Here is a 16761-nt window from a genome sequence, read left to right on the forward strand (position 1 = left end):
GAAGCCCCAAGACTGTGCAACTTTCCTCTCGCCACCCGCCCTCCAAGCTTTATCGCGCTCGCGACCACCGCTATGGTGCGGCTCTCGCAGAGGGGCTGCCGTTGCATTATCATTCGCTAGACGGGCTGAGAGGGTTGGCAGCAGTAACGGTGCTACTCTCCCATTTTACCAACAAAACCGGGATTTTGGGCGGGTTGCTGGGTCACGGTGCGGGGAAGATCGGCGTTGCCGTATTCTTTGTCCTCTCCGGACATCTAATGGCGCGCCTCTACATGGAGCGGCCGCTGGGCACCACGGACTGCTTCGAGTTCTTCAGAAACCGGTTTGCCCGCATCGCTCCGCTGTATTTCCTGGCAGTCTTCGTGGCCTTTGCCTGGACCAAGATGACGGGACACAGCAGTCCATTTTACGCGGTGAACGACGAAACGATACTTGAGCACCTGCTTTTCGTTCGGGGGCAGAACGTCCTTTGGACCATTCCTGTAGAGGTCCAGTTCTACGCCGTATTTCCGTTGATATGGTGGCTTTATCGGGCGACTGGCCGAGCCGTCCTCCTTTGGATGTTGCTGGCAGGCCTCGGTGTGGCGCTGCTGGGGTTTCCACAAACGCCGGTGCTGCTCGGTTACATCCTATTCTTCTTCGTGGGCGTGGCCACGATCTTCGTTCCCGAGCTTCGGGCTAGTCGAACGCTCGATGCAGTATTCGCTGGTCTGCTCGTGCTGTACGTTCTTTCGTTTCCCGTCATCCGCGGGCTGTTCGGGCTCCCGTTGGACTCTGTTAAGAGCATCTGGACTTCGCCCATCTATATGCTGCTCATTTCGAGCCTGCTGGTAGTCTCGCTCTACTCGTCGCTGGCGAAGCACGTGTTCGGCAATAGGGTGGCGACCTACCTTGGGATGATCTCCTACTCGATCTATCTGCTGCACTTCCCCATTCTGCACGCGCTTGCTGACACGTCGCTCATCCGCCAACCGTATCTGTTTCTAGCTATTTTTCTCAGCCTGACGCTGATCGTAGCGACGGCGAGTTACTTCCTCTACGAGAGGCCTCTGCGCAATCTCATCAGGCAGGGAGATTCGGCAGCCGTCATTCGACAGCCAAACGTGGAAACCGCGCCCTAAAGCTAAAGCTCTTCGCGGAACTTGTTGGTGATGGGATAGCGGCGGTCGCGGCCGAAATTCTTTGCCGTGAGCTTCACGCCCGGGGCCGCCTGGCGACGCTTATACTCGGCGAGATGGAGCATCCGCTCCACCTTCTTCACCAGCGCCGGCTCGTGGCCTCGCGCGACGATCTCCTTCAGCGGCATCTCCTGCTCGACCAGACATTCGAGGATGTCGTCAAGCACCTCGTAATCGGGCAGCGTGTCCTGGTCCCGCTGATCGGCCTTCAGCTCCGCCGTCGGCGGCTTGGTGATGATCCGCTCCGGGATCACTTCCCCTTCCGGCCCGAGACAGCCTTTCGGCCGCTCGCGATTGCGATAGCGGGCAAGGGCGAAGACCTCGGTCTTATAGAGGTCCTTGATGGGATTGAAGCCGCCATTCATGTCGCCATAGAGCGTGGCGTAGCCGACCGAGACCTCCGATTTGTTGCCCGTGGTGACCACCATGGGCCCGAACTTGTTGGAGATCGCCATCAGCAGCGTCCCCCGCGCCCGGCTCTGGAGGTTCTCTTCGGTTATGTCGGGTTCAGTGTCCTTGAAGAGCGGCTCCAGCGTCTTGGTCAGCCCGTCGACCGCATCGTGGATCGGCAGGATGTCGTAGCGGATACCCAGCGCATCGGCGCAGGCCTTGGCGTCCTCCAGGCTCTCCGAGCTCGTGTAGGTATAGGGCAGCATCACACAATGCACTTTGTCGGCGCCTAGCGCATCGACCGCCATGGCCGCCGAGATCGCCGAGTCGATGCCGCCCGAAAGACCGAGCACCACCCCAGGGAAGCCGTTCTTTCCGACATAGTCCCGCAGGCCGGTGACGCAGGCGAGATACTTCGCGGTCTCGCCCTCGGCGAGGAGCGCGCGTTCGCCCTGCTCGCAGACCCAGCCCTCGCCATCCCGCTTCCAACGGGTGACCGTGCAGGCTTCCTCCCAGTCGGGCATCTGTACCGCAAGGCTGCTATCGGCGTTGAGCACGAAGGAGGCGCCGTCGAAGACCAGCTCGTCCTGGCCGCCGACCTGATTGAGATAGGCGAGCGGCAAACCGTTCTCGGCGATACGGGCAGCGGCCACCTGGATGCGCTGGTCGTGCTTGTCGGCCCAATACGGCGAGCCGTTCGGCACAATGAAGAGCTCCGCCCCCGTCTCGGCCAGGGTCTCGCAGACATCCTCGCTCCAGATGTCCTCGCAGATCGGAACGCCGAGGCGAAGGCCGCGGAAGTTGATCGGACCCGGAAGCGGACCCTCGGCAAAGACGCGCTTTTCGTCGAACACGCCGTAATTGGGAAGATTGCACTTGAAGCGGACGGTCTCGACCTTGCCGTCGTCCAGCAAAGCCATGGCGTTGTAGACGAGACCCTTCTCCTCCCACGGCAGGCCGATCAGCACCGCCGGACCGTCATCCTCGGTCTCCTTCGCCAGCGCTTCGCAGGCGATCCGCGCCGCTTCCTGCAATGCAGGCTTCAGCACGAGATCTTCCAGCGGATAGCCGGTCAGGAACAATTCGGAGAAGACGATCAGATCGGCCCCCTGCTCCGCGGCACGCGCGCGGAACTCCCGAATCTTGGCGAGATTGCCAGGGATGTCGCCGAGCACAGGATTCCCCTGTGCCAGCGCCAGGGCGAAGCTGTCCTTGATGGCTTCGGGCATTCGAACTCAGCCGCGCTTAGAGGATTGCAATCGAGGGATCGTCGCGACTATTCGCCGGCCGCAAGCGAAACCTCAGGCGCTCCCGGCTTCACGCCGCGCTCTTCAAGCTCGCGCTTCAGCCGCTCCGCTACGATGAACGCGAGCTCCAGCGACTGATCGGCATTGAGCCGCGGATCGCAATGGGTGTGATACCGGTCCGAGAGATCCGCATCCGTGATCGCCTTGCGGCCGCCGACGCATTCGGTGACGTTCCGCCCGGTCATCTCCACATGGATGCCGCCCGCATGGGTGCCTTCGGCGCGGTGGATGTCGAAGAAACTTTCCACCTCGCTGAGGATCCGGTCGAACGGCCGGGTCTTGTAGCCGCTGCCGGCCTTGATCGTATTGCCATGCATGGGATCGCAGACCCACGCCACGGTCCGCCCCTCACGCTTCACGGCGCGGAGCAGCTCCGGCAGGTGCTTGCCCACCTCGTCCGCCCCGAACCGGCAGATGAGGGTCAGGCGCCCCGCCTCGTCGTTCGGGTTCAGCTGATCGATCAGCTTCAGCAGCCCGTCCGGCTTCAGGCTCGGACCGCATTTCAGACCGATCGGATTCCGGATACCCCGCATGTACTCGACATGCGCGTTGTCCGGCTGGCGCGTGCGATCGCCGATCCACAGGAAGTGGCCCGACGTCGCGTACCATTCTCCGGAGGTGGAATCGATCCGGGTCAGCGCTTCCTCGTAGCCGAGCAGCAGCGCCTCGTGGCTTGTGTAGAGATTGGTCCGCCGCAGCTGCGGAGTGTTCTCCGGTGTGAGCCCCGTCGCCCGCATGAAACGGAGCGAGCCGGTGATCTGGTCCGCCAGCTCGTGATAGCGATGCCCGGCGGGGCTGCCTTCCACGAAGCCGAGATTCCAGCGATGCACGTGCTCCAGATTGGCGTAGCCGCCCTGGGCGAACGCGCGCAGAAGGTTCAGGGTCGCCGCCGACTGGCGATAGGCCATGAGCTGGCGCATCGGGTCGGGCGTGCGCGCCTCTTCGGTGAACTCCGTCGCGTTGATGATGTCGCCGCGATAAGACGGCAGGGTCACGCCGTCTTGCGTCTCGGTGTCGGAGGAACGCGGCTTGGCGAACTGGCCGGCGATCCGGCCGAGCTTCACCACCGGGCAGCCGCCCGCATAGGTCAGCACCACGGCCATCTGCAGGAAGACGCGGAAGAAGTCGCGGATCGTATCGGCGCCATGCTCGGCGAAGCTCTCGGCGCAATCGCCGCCCTGCATGAGGAAGGCCTCACCTTTGGCCACGCGCGCGAGCTCAGCCTTCAGCTCCCGCGCCTCGCCTGCAAAAACCAGCGGCGGAAAGCTCGCAAGCTGCTGCTCCACATCCTGGAGTGCGGCATGGTCTGGGTAGACCGGCACCTGCTCGATTTCCTTCGAGCGCCAGCTCTCGGGGCTCCAACGCGACTGCATCTTCGAAAACTCCTTCTTAAGTCCCCGCTATATAGGCGATTGTGCCTGCCAAGGCTAGGTGAACCGGCGATTGTCGCCACCGATGCCAGCTTGCCAAGCGAAACCGAATACGTGCTTAAAAGTTGGGGCTCTCTCAGCCGGTGCTTTGCCCCACATCCGGCGACACAAACAGCGAGACAGCGACCTTGGACAGACCGAGCTTCACTATTGGCATCGAGGAAGAGTATCTCCTCGTCAATCCCGAGACCCGCGACCTCGAGCCGTCGCCGCCGGCAGAGCTTCTGGAGAAGTGCGAGGAAGCGCTTGGCGACCATGTAAGCCCGGAATTACTGCGGGCCCAGATCGAGGTCGCCACGCCTGTCTGCACCTCCATCGCGGAAGCCCGTTCGGAGGTTATCCGTCTTCGGCGCACCGTGGCGGAGATCGCCGAGGAGTTCGGCCTCGGTCTCATCGCCGCCTCCACCCATCCCTTCGCCGAGTGGGAGCGCCAGCAAACCACGGCGAAGGAGCGCTATCTCAGCCTCGCCGACGATCTACAGCAGATCGCCCACCGCATGCTGACCTGCGGGATGCATGTCCATATCGGCGTCGAGGACGAGGAGCTGCGCGTCGACCTGATGAATCAGGCGAGCTACTTCCTGCCCCATCTTCTCGCGCTATCGACCTCCTCTCCGTTCTGGGAAGGTCGCTCCACGGGTCTGAAATCCTACCGGCTTTCGGTCATGGATGAACTGCCCCGCACCGGCGTGCCTCAGCAATTCTCCAGCTGGGGCGAATACAAGCGCACAGTGGACGTGCTGGTGAATGCCGGCCTGATCGAGGACGCGAGCAAGCTCTGGTGGGATCTGCGGCCGAGCGCCCGCTTCCCCACCGTGGAAATGCGGGTGACCGATATCTGTCCCCTCGTCGAAGACTCCATCGCCATCGCCGCGATCTTCGCCTGCATCTGCCGCATGCTCTTCCGCCTCCGCCGCCAGAACCAGCGCTGGCGGAGCTATCCGCCGGTGCTGATCCGCGAGAACCGCTGGCGGGCCCAGCGCTATGGCGCAGAGGAAGGGCTTGTCGATTTCGGCAAGGGACGTCTGGTGCCGTTCGCCGAACTTCTGGAAGAGCTTCTCGTTCTGGTGCGCGAAGACGCGGAGGAGCTGGGCTGCCTCGCCGAGGTCGAGCACACGCGCACCATCATGGAACGAGGTACCAGCGCCGACCGTCAGATCGAACGCTTCATCGCGTTGCAGGAGGCGGGCGCCGGACAGAAGGAGGCTCTTCAGGGCGTGGTCGATCTCATCCGCGAAGAGACGACGATCTCCCCGAAAGCTAAGAGTTCGGTCTAGAGCGTCACCGCCATGCCGCCATCCACCGAGAGCCCCGTCCCGGTGATGTAGGCGCCTCGTCCGAGGCCAGGAACAGGGCCGCGTTCGCCACATCCTGGGGCGCGCCGAACCGCCGAAGCGGCGTCTGCCCAAGCAGAAGCTTGGCGATTAGCGGATTGCCCGTGAACCGGCCGATCATATCCGTGTCGATATACCCTGGCGCCAGATGGTTCACCCGGATGCCGTAGGGCGCATATTCCACGGCCAAACTTCGGGTCAGCGCCGAGATCGCGCCCTTGCTCGCCGAATAGGCGGACATCTGACGTGTGTGCTTGTTCGCCATCAGCGATGAGACGTTGATGACCGACGCCCGGCCCGACTTGCGCAGAAGGTCGAACGCCTCGCGCGCGCAGCGCACCGTGCCGTCCACATTCACCTGCCAGACCCGGTCCCAAGCCTCGTCGTCGAGATGGCGGAAATCCGACCGCTCGCCGATGCCGGCATTGTTCACCAGGATATCGAGCCGGCCGAACAGCTCGGCCACCCGGTCCATCAGCGCCTTCACCTGCGCGATGTCGGAGACGTCAGTGGGCTGGGAGATGGCGGCGCCGTTCTTGGTGACGATACCGGCAGCCGCGGCCGCGCCGTCCTCGGCATTGCGGTCGGCGATGATGACTTCGGCGCCTTCCTTGGCGAAGGTCTCGGCGATGGCCTTGCCGATGCCCGCCGCCCCGCCGGTGATGAGGGCGACCTTATCCTCAAGCCGCCGCATCGGAGCCTGCGACTTCCCGGGGCGGCTCGAATTTCTGCCGCAGGGTTACGAGCTCTTCCGCGGCCGTCGGATGCAGCGCCATGGTGAGATCGAAATCCGCCTTGGTCAGCCCGTTGGTGATGGCAATCGCCGCGGTCTGGATGATCTCCGCCGCGTCGGGTCCGAGCACGTGACAGCCGAGGACCTCGTCGGATTCGGCATCCACGATCAGCTTCAGGAGCATCTTCTCGTCGCCCTTGGGCAGGGAATATTTCATCGGCCGGAACGTCGTCTTGAACACGTCGATCTGGCAGCGCTCCCGCGCGTCCTGTTCCGTCAGCCCCACCATCGCCCCTTCCGGCGTGGTGAAGACCGCAGTCGGAACCTTCAGATAGTCCACCGAAGTCGGATTATCGCAATAGACCGTCTCCACGAAGGCCATGGCCTCGCGGATGGCGACGGGCGTGAGGTTGAAACGGTCGGTGATATCGCCGACGGCGTAGATGCTGTCCACGGACGACTTCGAATAGTCGTCGACCACCACATGCCCATTCCAGCCGAGCTCGACTCCGGCGCTCTCAAGACCGAGGCCCACGGTGTTGGGAAGCCGGCCAGTCGCCGCCATGACGGTCTCGACCGAAAGGCTGTCGCCAGAGGTGAGCTGCAGGCGAACGCCGTCGCCCTCCTTCTCGATGGCGGTGATGTTCGTGTTCACCCGGATATCCATCCCCTGCTTGCGCAGGGACTCAGCCAGCATGTCGCGCAGCTCGTCGTCGAACCCGCGCAGGATCTGGTCGCCCCGGTAGATCACCGTCACATCGACGCCGAGCGCATTGAAGATGCCGGCGAACTCCAGCCCGATATAGCCGGCGCCAAGGATCGCGATGCTCTTCGGCAGGGTCTCCAGCTTGAAGCAATCGTCGGAGCTGATGAAATGCTCCCGGCCCGGAATGTCCGGAAACATGGGATGGCCGCCCGTGGCGAGCAGTATGCGTTCGGCCGTCACCGGCTCGTCGCGGTCGGCCAGCCTGACCGTATGCGGGTCCTCCACCGTGGCCCGGCTCAGCATGGTGGTGACGCTGGATTGCTCGAGCAGACGGGCGTAGACCCCGTTCAGCCTGTCCACTTCGGCGGCGACGTTGCCGATCAGCGTCGGCCAGTCGAACTGCGCCTCGCCGAAGCTCCAGCCATAAGCGTGGGCGTCTTCGAACTCCTTCGCGTAGCGCGCGCCGTAGACCAGCAGCTTCTTCGGCACGCAGCCCCGGATCACGCAGGTGCCGCCGACCCGGTATTCCTCGGCGATCGCGACCTTCTTGCCGTAGGCGGCCGCCGTCCGCGCGGCGCGAACGCCGCCGGACCCGGCCCCGATGACGAACAGGTCGTACTCGTACTCCGCCAAACTAATCCTCCTCGCTCGAATCCTGTCCGGGTTCGGCGACCAGATGCACGACGTCGGCGGGGCTCATGACCCAAAAGCCGCGAAAATCCTTCGGCAGCGGCTCGATCTGGTCGCAGCGGGTCACTCCCGCCGCGTCCAGCGCCGCCTCGGCCTTGTCCACGTCCTTTGCGACGATCTCCATCCAAAGCTCGGAACGCGAGACGGCCTCGGACCGGTCCAGCCAAAGCCGGACAGGTCCGTACTCCACCACCGGCACACCGTCGGCCATCATCTTCACCGGCAGACCGAGCGTGTCGCGGTAGAATTGAAGCGTCGCCTCGAACTGATGGGCGGGCAGCTTGAGGGCCATGTTGCGACCGCCCTTGAACAGATCGGGATCGCCTTCGCCGCCCTCCCGCGGCATCGATTTGGCGCGTCTGCGCCCGCCTAGGATGCCAAAGAAGCTTCGCTTCGCAGCGCTCATTCAGGGCTCTCCACCGGTTGTTCCCGCGCGCTCAACTCGTCCACCAGGGCACGATAGACTTCGCCGCCGATCACCACGCCGCGCACGCGGCTGATGTCGCCCATCTCCCGGGCGATCTCCTCGTTCTCCGCCTGGAGCTTCTTGCCCGCAGCCGAAGCGTTGAACTCCTTGTGGAAGTCTACCATGGTCTGAAGCTCGTCGGCGGTGAAGCGTTTCGTATAAACCGCAACCACCTGCTCGTTCATCTCGTTGACCTGATCTTCGAACTTCGGCGCCACCGCCTCCGCTGCATCCTCAACGTCGAGCTTGCTCTCCGGACGCTGGCGAATGATCTGCGATCCTACCGCCATGGCGATCGCCTCCGCCGTGGCGAGCTGATGGGTCAGCTCCAGATATTCGCGCGCGAGCTCAGCCTTCTTTTCGCTGGCTCCGCTGTCTGCCGCATCGGACGCGGCCTTCGCGTCGCTGCCTTCCTGCGCGAACGACGATGGTCCCGCCGTCAGGACAAGACCGGCAGTAAGCATAAGCGCGAGGATGCTTCGGGTTATGATTTTCATGACTTTTCCTCCCAAGTGGCTGAACGCAAAACTTTGAGCCCCTCCTGCCCCGCAACAAACGCGGCATCCGCTATTCCCAAGAACAACCCGACCTCGACGACGCCCGGCAAGCGCTTGATCGCAAAATGCAGGACTTCCGGTTCGGGAATGCTGCCGAAATGGCAGTCGAGAATGAGATTTTCCTGATCCGTGTAGAACGGCTCCCCGCCCCGCCCCACGCGAAGCTTGATCTCGCCGTCGCAGCCGGCCTCGCTCGCCATGCCCTTGATCAGGGCCTGGGTGGCACGCAAGCCCACCGGGACCACCTCGACAGGCAGCGGGAAGCGGCCAAGCTGGGCGACCTCCTTGCTGTCGTCGGCGATCACCACCATGGATTTCGATGCGGTCGCGACGATCTTCTCGATCAGAAGGGCGCCGCCGCCGCCCTTGATGAGGCGAAGCTGGTCGTCCAGCTCATCGGCGCCGTCGACGGTGAGGTCGAGCTGGGGAATCTCGTCGAGCGTGGAAAGCGGGATGTTGAGGCTTTCGGCGAGCTTCCGGGTCGCCTCGGAGGTGGGCACGCAGAGCACATTGAGTCCGGCCGCAACCCGCGCCCCCAGCGCCTTCACGAAATGCTCCGCCGTCGAGCCCGTACCGAGCCCCAGCCGCATGCCGTCGCGCACCAAATCGAGCGCCCGCAGGGCTGCCTTTTCCTTCAGTTGGTCCGCCGTGAGCACCGCATTCCCCGTGCCTGGGTGTTGGCTGATCTTCGCGCCGGTCGGTCGGCCCGCCGGCGCCTAGCTCTCGAGCCCGCCCATTAGGATGTATTTCATCTCGACAAACTCGTCGATCCCATGGTGAGAGCCCTCTCGGCCGATCCCCGACTCTTTCACGCCGCCGAACGGGACCATCTCGCTCGAGGTGAGCCCTTCATTGACGCCGACGATCCCGCATTCCAGCGCTTCCGAGACACGGAACGCCCGGGCGAGATCCCGCGTGAAGAAATATGCGGCCAAGCCATAGGGCGTGTCATTGGCGATTCGAATTGCTTCTTCTTCCTCGGTGAAGCGGAAGAGCGCGGCAACCGGCCCGAACGTCTCTTCGTTGGCGAGCAGCATCTCCGTCGTCGCGCCTGTCAGCACTGTCGGTTCGAAGAACGTGCCGCCGAGAGTGGCGCGCTTGCCGCCGGTCTTGATCTTCGCGCCCTTGTCGACCGCGTCGGCCACGTGGGCTTCGACCTTCTCCAGACCCGCCTCGTTGATGAGCGGCCCCTGGTCGACGCCCTCCTCCGTGCCGTCGCCCAGCTTGAACTGCTCGACTTCTTCCGCGAGCCGATCGGCGAAGCGGTCGAAGATGCCGTCCTGCACCAGGATCCGGTTGGCGCAGACGCAGGTCTGGCCCATGTTCCGGAACTTCGAGGCGAGCGCTCCGGCCACCGCCCTCTCCAGGTCAGCGTCGTCGAACACGATGAGAGGCGCGTTGCCACCCAGCTCCAGACCCATCTTCTTCACGGTGGAGGCGGACTGCCTCATGAGCAGCTTGCCCACCTCGGTGGAGCCAGTGAAGGTGATCATCCGGACGGTCGGGTTGGAGGTCAGCTCGCCGCCGATCGCCTTCGGATCGCCCGTCACGATGTTGAATACACCCGGCGGGACGCCGGCCCGGATCGCCAGCTCCATGAGCGCGAGCGCCGAAAGGGGCGTGTCCTCCGCCGGCTTGCAGACGACGGTGCATCCGGCGGCAAGCGCCGGGGAGACCTTCCGGGTGATCATTGCGAGCGGGAAATTCCACGGCGTTATGGCGCCGACGACCCCAATGGGCTGCCGCTCCACCAGCACGCGTGCGCCGGCCTTTGGCGTCGGAATGATCTCGCCATAGACCCGCTTCGCTTCTTCGGCAAAAAGCTCCGTGAAGGACGCGGCATAGGCCACCTCGCCCCGCGCCTCCGAAAGCGGCTTGCCCTGCTCCGCCGTCATGATGGCCGCCAGATCCTCCTGATGGGACATCTGGAGCTCGTACCAACGGCGCAGGATCGCGGCCCGGTCCTTGGCGAGCATGCCGCGCCAGGCCGGAAGCGCCGCCTCCGCGGCCTCGATGGCCTGCTTGGTCTCGGCGGCGCCGAGATAGGGAACCTTGGCAATCACCGATCCCGTAGCCGGGTTGGTGACCTCCAGACTCGGTGTGCCGCACCAGGAATCCCCAATGCGGCACTGCTCTTTGAGCAGTTCGTGATCTTGCAGCTTCATGATGTCTTCAGTCCGGTGGCGCTCAGCATCAACCATATGCGCCAAAATGATGGGAAACCCCGACGCCGATTTCCAGCACCATACGGTATGTATCGACGATCGGATCGATCAGTGTGCGGTTGATCTCCGCGTAGTCACTGCCTTCGTAGCCCGTATAGGTGGCGGGCTCCGCGAGGGAATACTCCGCGACTTCAGGCACGTCCTTCGGGAAGGCCTCGCGCAGGAGCTGCACCGCCTCCTCTACCCGCAGCGACAAGATCAGCCCGATGATCTGGTCGCGCGCGATGTCGTTCCGGGTCGAGAAGCGCGGCACGCGCGCCGCCAGCAGGAAGATGTGCTGGATGAGCGCAAGCCGGACCGCCTGCAGCACGTCGAGATGCAGCCGCCCGTCTTCCCATTCCGGTCTCGTCTCCAGCCCTACGTCGCTGAACGTGTCATCGAGATAGATCGCGTCCTTCCGCAAGAAGCTCGCCAGATGCATCATCGCGTCGTGGCGCCGGTCGTCGCGCAGGAGATCCGCCAGATAGAGGCAGGCTTCCTTCACGTGGAGCTCCTGGTGGCCATAGGGCCGCGTCACCCAGAACGCATCGTCAAACACCGACGAATAGGCCACCAGCGTCTTGATGCTGGAAAGATTCTTGGCATGGGCGACCATGGCGAGAAGCTGCTGCATCCGGGGCGATTCGCGATAGATGTGCACGAACCTGTCCGGCTCATGCCGCATGGCGGTGGCCACGCCATTCACCACATTGAGCGCCATGCCGAACTGCTGCAGCAGGGCGTTATGAGGAATGGCCCGGACCTCGGAGGCAGGATTGCGCGCCCCCTTGGCGGCGTCGTACTGGCGCTTGGTCTTCCGCGAGCCCGGCTTCACCAGGAAGTTGGTGCCGAACGCCGCCAGAGAGTGCCGGTAGTTCTCGTCCTCGTAGACGCGGATCTGGTACTGGCGGACACCCTCGTAGAAATCCCGGATGAAATCGGAATCCGAATAGAACTTGTCGTTCTCGACAGGCTCTGCCTCGCTCGGCGCAATCATCGCATGGGCGAGCACCCGGAAGGCGAGATTGGGCGTGCCGAACAGCACGAAACCGTCGCCGCCCTGGAAGCTCGTCTCGTGATGCAGGCCGAGGCCGTTGGCCTCGATCCGCTGCTGAGCCCAGGGGGACAGCGTGTAGAGGAACCGGTCCGTCAGACTGCGCGGATGGCCGCCGCGGCCCATGGATTCGCCGTGGGTGTCGAAGATCAGGAAATCGATCTTTCCGAGACCGGCATTGGCGACCACCTCCGTGAGCTGGGCCTGCAGGCGCTCGATCGCGATGCCCGCCGGAATCTGCCCCATGAAGCGGCCGGAATCCGAGAAGCCGTGCTGTACGCAAAGCCGCCCGCGGGTCTTGATCTTCTCCCGATAGCTTTTCGTCTCCAGCAGAGACTCGATGACGCGCGCGCCATGCTCGAACGCGTCCACGGTTTCGAACAGCGGCGAGATATCGAGCTTGTCCGCGATTCCGAACTGCTTCGCGAAGTAGAGCGCCGCAAGCACGGTGAAGGGCGATTCCGTCTCGGCGATGAGAAGCCGGATCGGCGCCTCGGGATCCACATGTTTGAGGATCTGAGCCGCGACGATGAACTGGCGTACGGCGGTCGCCCGCTCCACGAAGAGCGTGCCGAAATTGACCTGCTCCTCCTTCGCCTCCTGCACCATGCGGTCGAGCCGGCCGAGGAGGACATGGCTCGTCACGTCGACATTGCCCTCCAGCCCCATGGGCTTACGGATTGCGTTGTGAAGCTGCTGAGCGTTGAGACGGAGATGAATGCGCGCCGTTCCGAGACCGCAGCCCACGATCTGCGCCCGCAGGCGGACGAGCCGCTGCTTCACATCGTCGTCGGTTTCCTTGTCGATCGCCCGGCCGATCCATCGGTCGGCCCGCGCGATGATGCTCTTGCGGGAGCGCGCCGAGCGTTTGGTCAATTCGTTCGCCGCCTTGGTGAGCTGTTCCGGATCTTCGAGATCGCGGTTGAACAGCTCGACCTGCCGGGTGACCGCCTTGAGCTCCTTGTCGAACACGCGGACGAGCTTCATGAGCTCCTTGCAGGCGTCCGAATCCTCGTCGAGCTCGGCACCGACCGCCTTGATCCATTCGATGTCGCGGGCGATCTGGATGCGCTTTTCGTCGAGACGGATGCGCAGGCAGTCGTACCACTGAATATCCGTGCGGCCGTCCAGATCGTACCCGACCCAGCTGCTGAGCTGGATGGGTCGCGGCTTCATTTTATGCCATTCCTCCGGATAAAGCTCGCGCGCCACGGAAAGCACAATGTCGACGATGCGCCCGTTCGCTTCCTGGGCGTTCTCGATGACCTTCTGGGCCTGCTCGTGCTCCATGCCGAGGCTGATATCGTCCTCCGGCGTGTGGTGATATTTCTTCATCTCCTCCAGCAGAGACGGATCGTCATAGGTCTCCGTGTCGATCATCTGCACGAGGATCTCGCGCAATCCGTAGGGGATGGCGAAGGTGGGATGGGCGGTGAAGACGATGCCCTCCCGCGGCTTCTCCCAGCGGGCCCGGAACTTGGCGAACGAGATCCGCTCTCCCTTCTTGAAAGCGGAGTCGCGCACCTGCTCCCGTACGATTTCGGCGAGCTGATCAGCATCCCTGTCGCCGAGATAGCGAACGGAATTCTTCGCCCGGCGCACCAGCGCCTGGTCGCTCAGAGCCTTGGCGATCGCTTCCAGGTCCTCGCGGCTGATCTCACCCGCCTCCAGGGCGCGCGAAAGATCGAGCGCGAGTTGCCGGACGGGATTGGACTGGGGCTCGAAGGGCACCCGGTCGCGATATTCCCGCATCCGGTCGGTCCAGCGATCGATCAGTGAGTTTTGGTTTTCGCCTTCCGACGCGACGGCCGCTACGCTTGTCATTCGTTTGTACCACCTCTTGCAGCCTCGGAGCCCCATTCGAGCTCCAGACGCAAAGACGCCCCCGGGAAATTTTGAAGAAACTTATAGGTCGTGCGAATAAACGCCATTGGCCGCAATCTCTAGACCGCCCCCCGAAGCCCTGCAAGTAGGGAATGTCCCAACCGAAACCGCCGGGCCTTCGAACGACAAGGCATTTTGGTCGGAATCGGCCAGAAACAAAGGCTTTTTGTTTTCAGACGAGGCTTGCTTGCCCCCTTCCCTCCTGACCGGCGCGACCGTCGTTTTCGACCTCGACGGTACGTTGATCGACACCGCACCCGACCTCACCGCGGCCCTGAACAAGGCGCTTGGCGCCTGCGGCTATCCGCCGGTTCAGGGCGAGGCCGTCCGCGCCTCGGTGGCCTTCGGGGCCCGCGCCATGATCGCCGAGGGGCTGCATCAGGTGGCAGCCACCGACGAGCACCGCACTGAGGAGCGGATCGACGCAATGCTCGCGGACTTCCTCGATCACTACGAGTCCAATATCGCCGTCGAAAGCGTTCCCTTCCCCGGCATGCTCGAAGCCCTGGCGGAATTGGACGCCGCCGGCGCCACCCTCGCGGTCTGCACCAACAAGCGCGAGCTGCTCGCCCGGCAGCTGCTGGAAAGCCTGGGACTTGCCCGGCGCTTCGCCGCGATCGCCGGCCGCGACACCTTTCCCGCGTCGAAACCCGATCCCCTGCACCTCACCGAAACCGTCGCCGCCGCGGGCGGGAATGCGCGCCACGCGATCATGATCGGCGATAGCGATGTCGATATCCGCACGGCCAATGCGGCCGGCATCCCGTCGGTTGCCGTCCGCTTCGGATACGGTCCGGAGGATTCGCTCACCGCCGCCGGTCCCGGCAGGCTGATCGGAGCCTATGGGGAGCTGATCCCGGCCATCGAATCGCTGCTCGCCGCCGGGCCGGTCGATCCGCCGCTCCGTGCACAGTCATGAAGCCGTAAATTTGCCGCAGTTGAAATCAAGCTCTGCGCCGTCGGGGAAATGGACCGGTCCGGCCAGGCTCCCACCGGACAGCTGCTTTGGAGAGTTGAGGGAATGACACGGTTTTCGCTTACGATTTTTGGGCTGATGCTTCTGCTCGCCGGGCCAGCCTTCGCCCAGGACGATGTGCTTCCCGGCGACATGACGCCCGATGGGATGCCCCAGGATCAGATGATGGACGACGGGTCCATGGATGACGATTCCATGGGAATGGAGCAGCCTGACGACCCCTGCACCCAACAAGTGACGGAAACGGAGAACGCTCTCGCCGATCAGCTCCAGGGCGGAAGCTTGAGCGAGGACGCCACGAACCGGATTTACGAACTCCTGGATCGGGCCGACGCCGAATGCGCCGATGGCGATGCCGCGGCGGCGGAAGCGACCCTCGCCGAGGCGCGCGCCTCGGCCCAATAGCGCCTGAAAGTCGGCGGGGAGCAGGACCGTTTCGGCAATTCTTCCAAGCCCCCGCTTGACTTGGGCGAGCCTCGCTCGCTAAATCCGCAGCTCCAAGACCCGAGGGCGGTTAGCTCAGCTGGTAGAGCACTGTGTTCACATCGCAGGGGTCACTGGTTCAAGTCCAGTACCGCCCACCATTCTCCCCGACATTCAATCTTGCCGAAACCGTGGCTCGTGTTACGCCTGCGATCGCGCGCCCAGCCAGCCTGCTAAGTAAAATTTAATTCAAATTTTCAGAAGTTTAGCTGCAAGCTTGAGGCAAACTGGTTGAAAGCAACGATCCCTTAATGAATTGGGCAGATTCTTATCCTGCACCAAGGGGTTGAGATAAGCGCAAGGCCACACGCCACACAACAGACGCGCGACCGCGCCCGTGCCAAATAACGAAAAACTGGGAGGCACTTCGAAGTGCACGCATCTGCGTATTCGGATGCGATTGAGTAGGGCGTAGAGGGATGAGTATCGATATGTTCCGTCGCATTGCATGCCGGCGGCTTTTGTCTGTGGCGTCACCGGGGGATTGGGCATGGTCACCGCCCCCAATCCGGCGGTGGCGGCAACCTTTTCCGTAAATAGCCAGTCGAGCTTTTATAATGCGATGCGCGCCATCGCCCTCGACCGGTCGAGCAACCATACAATCAACATCACCGGCTCTTTCGCGATGTCGCGCAATGTGGCGCCGATCGTGCTGGACGATGGCCGAAGCCTCACAGTGAACGGCAACGGCTTTAATATTGACGGCGACAACAAGTATCGCCCGTTCTTCGTCTCCTCGTCCTCGCCCACCACGGGCGGCGGACCGACCATCACGATCAGCAATCTCACCATTTCCAATGGCGCTGCAGTCGGCGGCAAGGGCTCCGGCGGCGGCATGGGCGCAGGTGGCGGCCTGCTGGTGGATCAGAACACCACCGTCATCCTGGATATGGTCAATTTCTCCAACAACTCCGCGGTCGGCGGCGCCGGCAGCACGGCCCCCGGCATCGGCGGTGGCGGCCTCGGCGGCAACGCCGGCCAGAATAGCGAATCCGGCGGCGGTGGCCTTTACGGCAACGGCGGCAATGGCGGCGGCGACGCCGGCGGCGGTGGCGGCGGCGCTCTCGGCAAGGGCGGCAACGCCCTTCTGACCGAAGGCGGTGGCGGTGGCGGCGGCTTTTTCGGCAATGGCGGCAACGCAGCCATGGGCGGCGGCGAAGGCGGCGGTCTGACCGCAAACGGTGACAACGGCACCGGCATTGACGGCGGCGACGGCGCAAGCAGCGAAGGCGGCGACGGCGGCGATTCCGGTCAGGATGGCCAGACCAGCCAAGGCTTCGGCGGCGGCGGCGGCGGCGGCGGAACCGGCGGAAGCTAGCCTTCCGCTCTCAGGCGGTCGATCAGCAGCGGCAGGGAGCGGAGGGTAGCC

The 16761-nt window shown here is 63.7% G+C and carries 14 protein-coding genes and 1 tRNA gene; 6 read left to right on the forward strand and 9 right to left on the reverse strand.

Annotated features, from left to right (window positions below; translation table 11 throughout):
- Positions 1-101 precede the first annotated feature (101 nt).
- On the forward strand, positions 102-1121 hold the full coding sequence (locus tag A7A08_RS12695; RefSeq protein ID WP_069095836.1) for an acyltransferase family protein: 1020 nt from the start codon (positions 102-104) through the stop codon (positions 1119-1121).
- Between the two features lie 2 nt (positions 1122-1123).
- Here the strand turns inward: A7A08_RS12695 and A7A08_RS12700 are convergent, their stop codons facing one another.
- Both A7A08_RS12700 and A7A08_RS12705 read right to left on the reverse strand, forming a co-directional pair.
- The gene (locus A7A08_RS12700; protein ID WP_069095837.1) at positions 1124-2797 is read right to left on the reverse strand and encodes an NAD+ synthase; all 1674 of its coding nucleotides are present in this window, start codon (positions 2795-2797) and stop codon (positions 1124-1126) included.
- A 47-nt stretch (positions 2798-2844) separates the two neighbouring features.
- Entirely contained in the window at positions 2845-4248 is a 1404-nt protein-coding gene (locus tag A7A08_RS12705) for a class II 3-deoxy-7-phosphoheptulonate synthase (RefSeq protein ID WP_069095838.1), read from the reverse strand.
- 185 nt (positions 4249-4433) lie between these two features.
- Here A7A08_RS12705 and A7A08_RS12710 point away from each other — a divergent pair, with 185 nt between their 5' ends.
- Complete coding sequence (locus A7A08_RS12710) at positions 4434-5582, forward strand: carboxylate-amine ligase (protein WP_069095866.1); 1149 nt, start codon at positions 4434-4436, stop codon at positions 5580-5582.
- 4 nt (positions 5583-5586) lie between these two features.
- Here the strand turns inward: A7A08_RS12710 and A7A08_RS12715 are convergent, their stop codons facing one another.
- Genes A7A08_RS12715 through A7A08_RS12745 form a run of 7 tightly spaced genes read right to left on the reverse strand, consistent with a single transcriptional unit; the run spans position 5587 to position 13873 of the window.
- Positions 5587-6333 carry an SDR family NAD(P)-dependent oxidoreductase gene (locus tag A7A08_RS12715; protein ID WP_083226757.1) on the reverse strand — a complete coding sequence of 249 codons (747 nt, stop codon included), beginning with the start codon at positions 6331-6333 and terminating at the stop codon, positions 5587-5589.
- Positions 6320-7711, reverse strand: coding sequence for a glutathione-disulfide reductase (gor, locus tag A7A08_RS12720; protein ID WP_069095839.1), 1392 nt, complete (start codon positions 7709-7711; stop codon positions 6320-6322). Before gor ends, A7A08_RS12715 begins: the two co-directional genes overlap by 14 nt.
- A gap of 1 nt (position 7712) precedes the next feature.
- Positions 7713-8174 carry a VOC family protein gene (locus A7A08_RS12725; protein ID WP_245290930.1) on the reverse strand — a complete coding sequence of 154 codons (462 nt, stop codon included), beginning with the start codon at positions 8172-8174 and terminating at the stop codon, positions 7713-7715.
- The gene (locus A7A08_RS12730; RefSeq protein ID WP_069095840.1) at positions 8171-8731 is read right to left on the reverse strand and encodes a DUF2059 domain-containing protein; all 561 of its coding nucleotides are present in this window, start codon (positions 8729-8731) and stop codon (positions 8171-8173) included. Before A7A08_RS12730 ends, A7A08_RS12725 begins: the two co-directional genes overlap by 4 nt.
- On the reverse strand, positions 8728-9447 hold the full coding sequence (gene rpiA, locus A7A08_RS12735; RefSeq protein WP_083226758.1) for a ribose-5-phosphate isomerase RpiA: 720 nt from the start codon (positions 9445-9447) through the stop codon (positions 8728-8730). The genes A7A08_RS12730 and rpiA overlap by 4 nt, the downstream gene beginning before the upstream one ends.
- A 60-nt stretch (positions 9448-9507) precedes the next feature.
- Complete coding sequence (locus A7A08_RS12740) at positions 9508-10956, reverse strand: NAD-dependent succinate-semialdehyde dehydrogenase (protein WP_069095869.1); 1449 nt, start codon at positions 10954-10956, stop codon at positions 9508-9510.
- Positions 10957-10984: 28 nt separating this feature from the next.
- The gene (locus A7A08_RS12745; RefSeq protein ID WP_069095841.1) at positions 10985-13873 is read right to left on the reverse strand and encodes a phosphoenolpyruvate carboxylase; all 2889 of its coding nucleotides are present in this window, start codon (positions 13871-13873) and stop codon (positions 10985-10987) included.
- A 247-nt stretch (positions 13874-14120) separates the two neighbouring features.
- On the opposite strand from A7A08_RS12745, the gene A7A08_RS12750 reads away from it, so the two are divergent.
- From A7A08_RS12750 to A7A08_RS16045, 4 genes are all read left to right on the forward strand, one after another.
- Positions 14121-14852, forward strand: coding sequence for an HAD-IA family hydrolase (locus A7A08_RS12750; RefSeq protein ID WP_069095842.1), 732 nt, complete (start codon positions 14121-14123; stop codon positions 14850-14852).
- A 102-nt stretch (positions 14853-14954) separates the two neighbouring features.
- Entirely contained in the window at positions 14955-15314 is a 360-nt protein-coding gene (locus tag A7A08_RS12755) for a hypothetical protein (RefSeq protein ID WP_141693992.1), read from the forward strand.
- Positions 15315-15417: 103 nt separating this feature from the next.
- A tRNA-Val gene (locus tag A7A08_RS12760) sits at positions 15418-15493 on the forward strand.
- Between the two features lie 389 nt (positions 15494-15882).
- On the forward strand, positions 15883-16710 hold the full coding sequence (locus A7A08_RS16045) for a pectate lyase-like adhesive domain-containing protein (protein WP_069095844.1): 828 nt from the start codon (positions 15883-15885) through the stop codon (positions 16708-16710).
- Positions 16711-16761 lie beyond the last annotated feature (51 nt).

This window comes from Methyloligella halotolerans, from assembly GCF_001708935.1.
In the GTDB taxonomy this organism is placed as follows: Bacteria; Pseudomonadota; Alphaproteobacteria; order Rhizobiales; family Methyloligellaceae; genus Methyloligella; species Methyloligella halotolerans.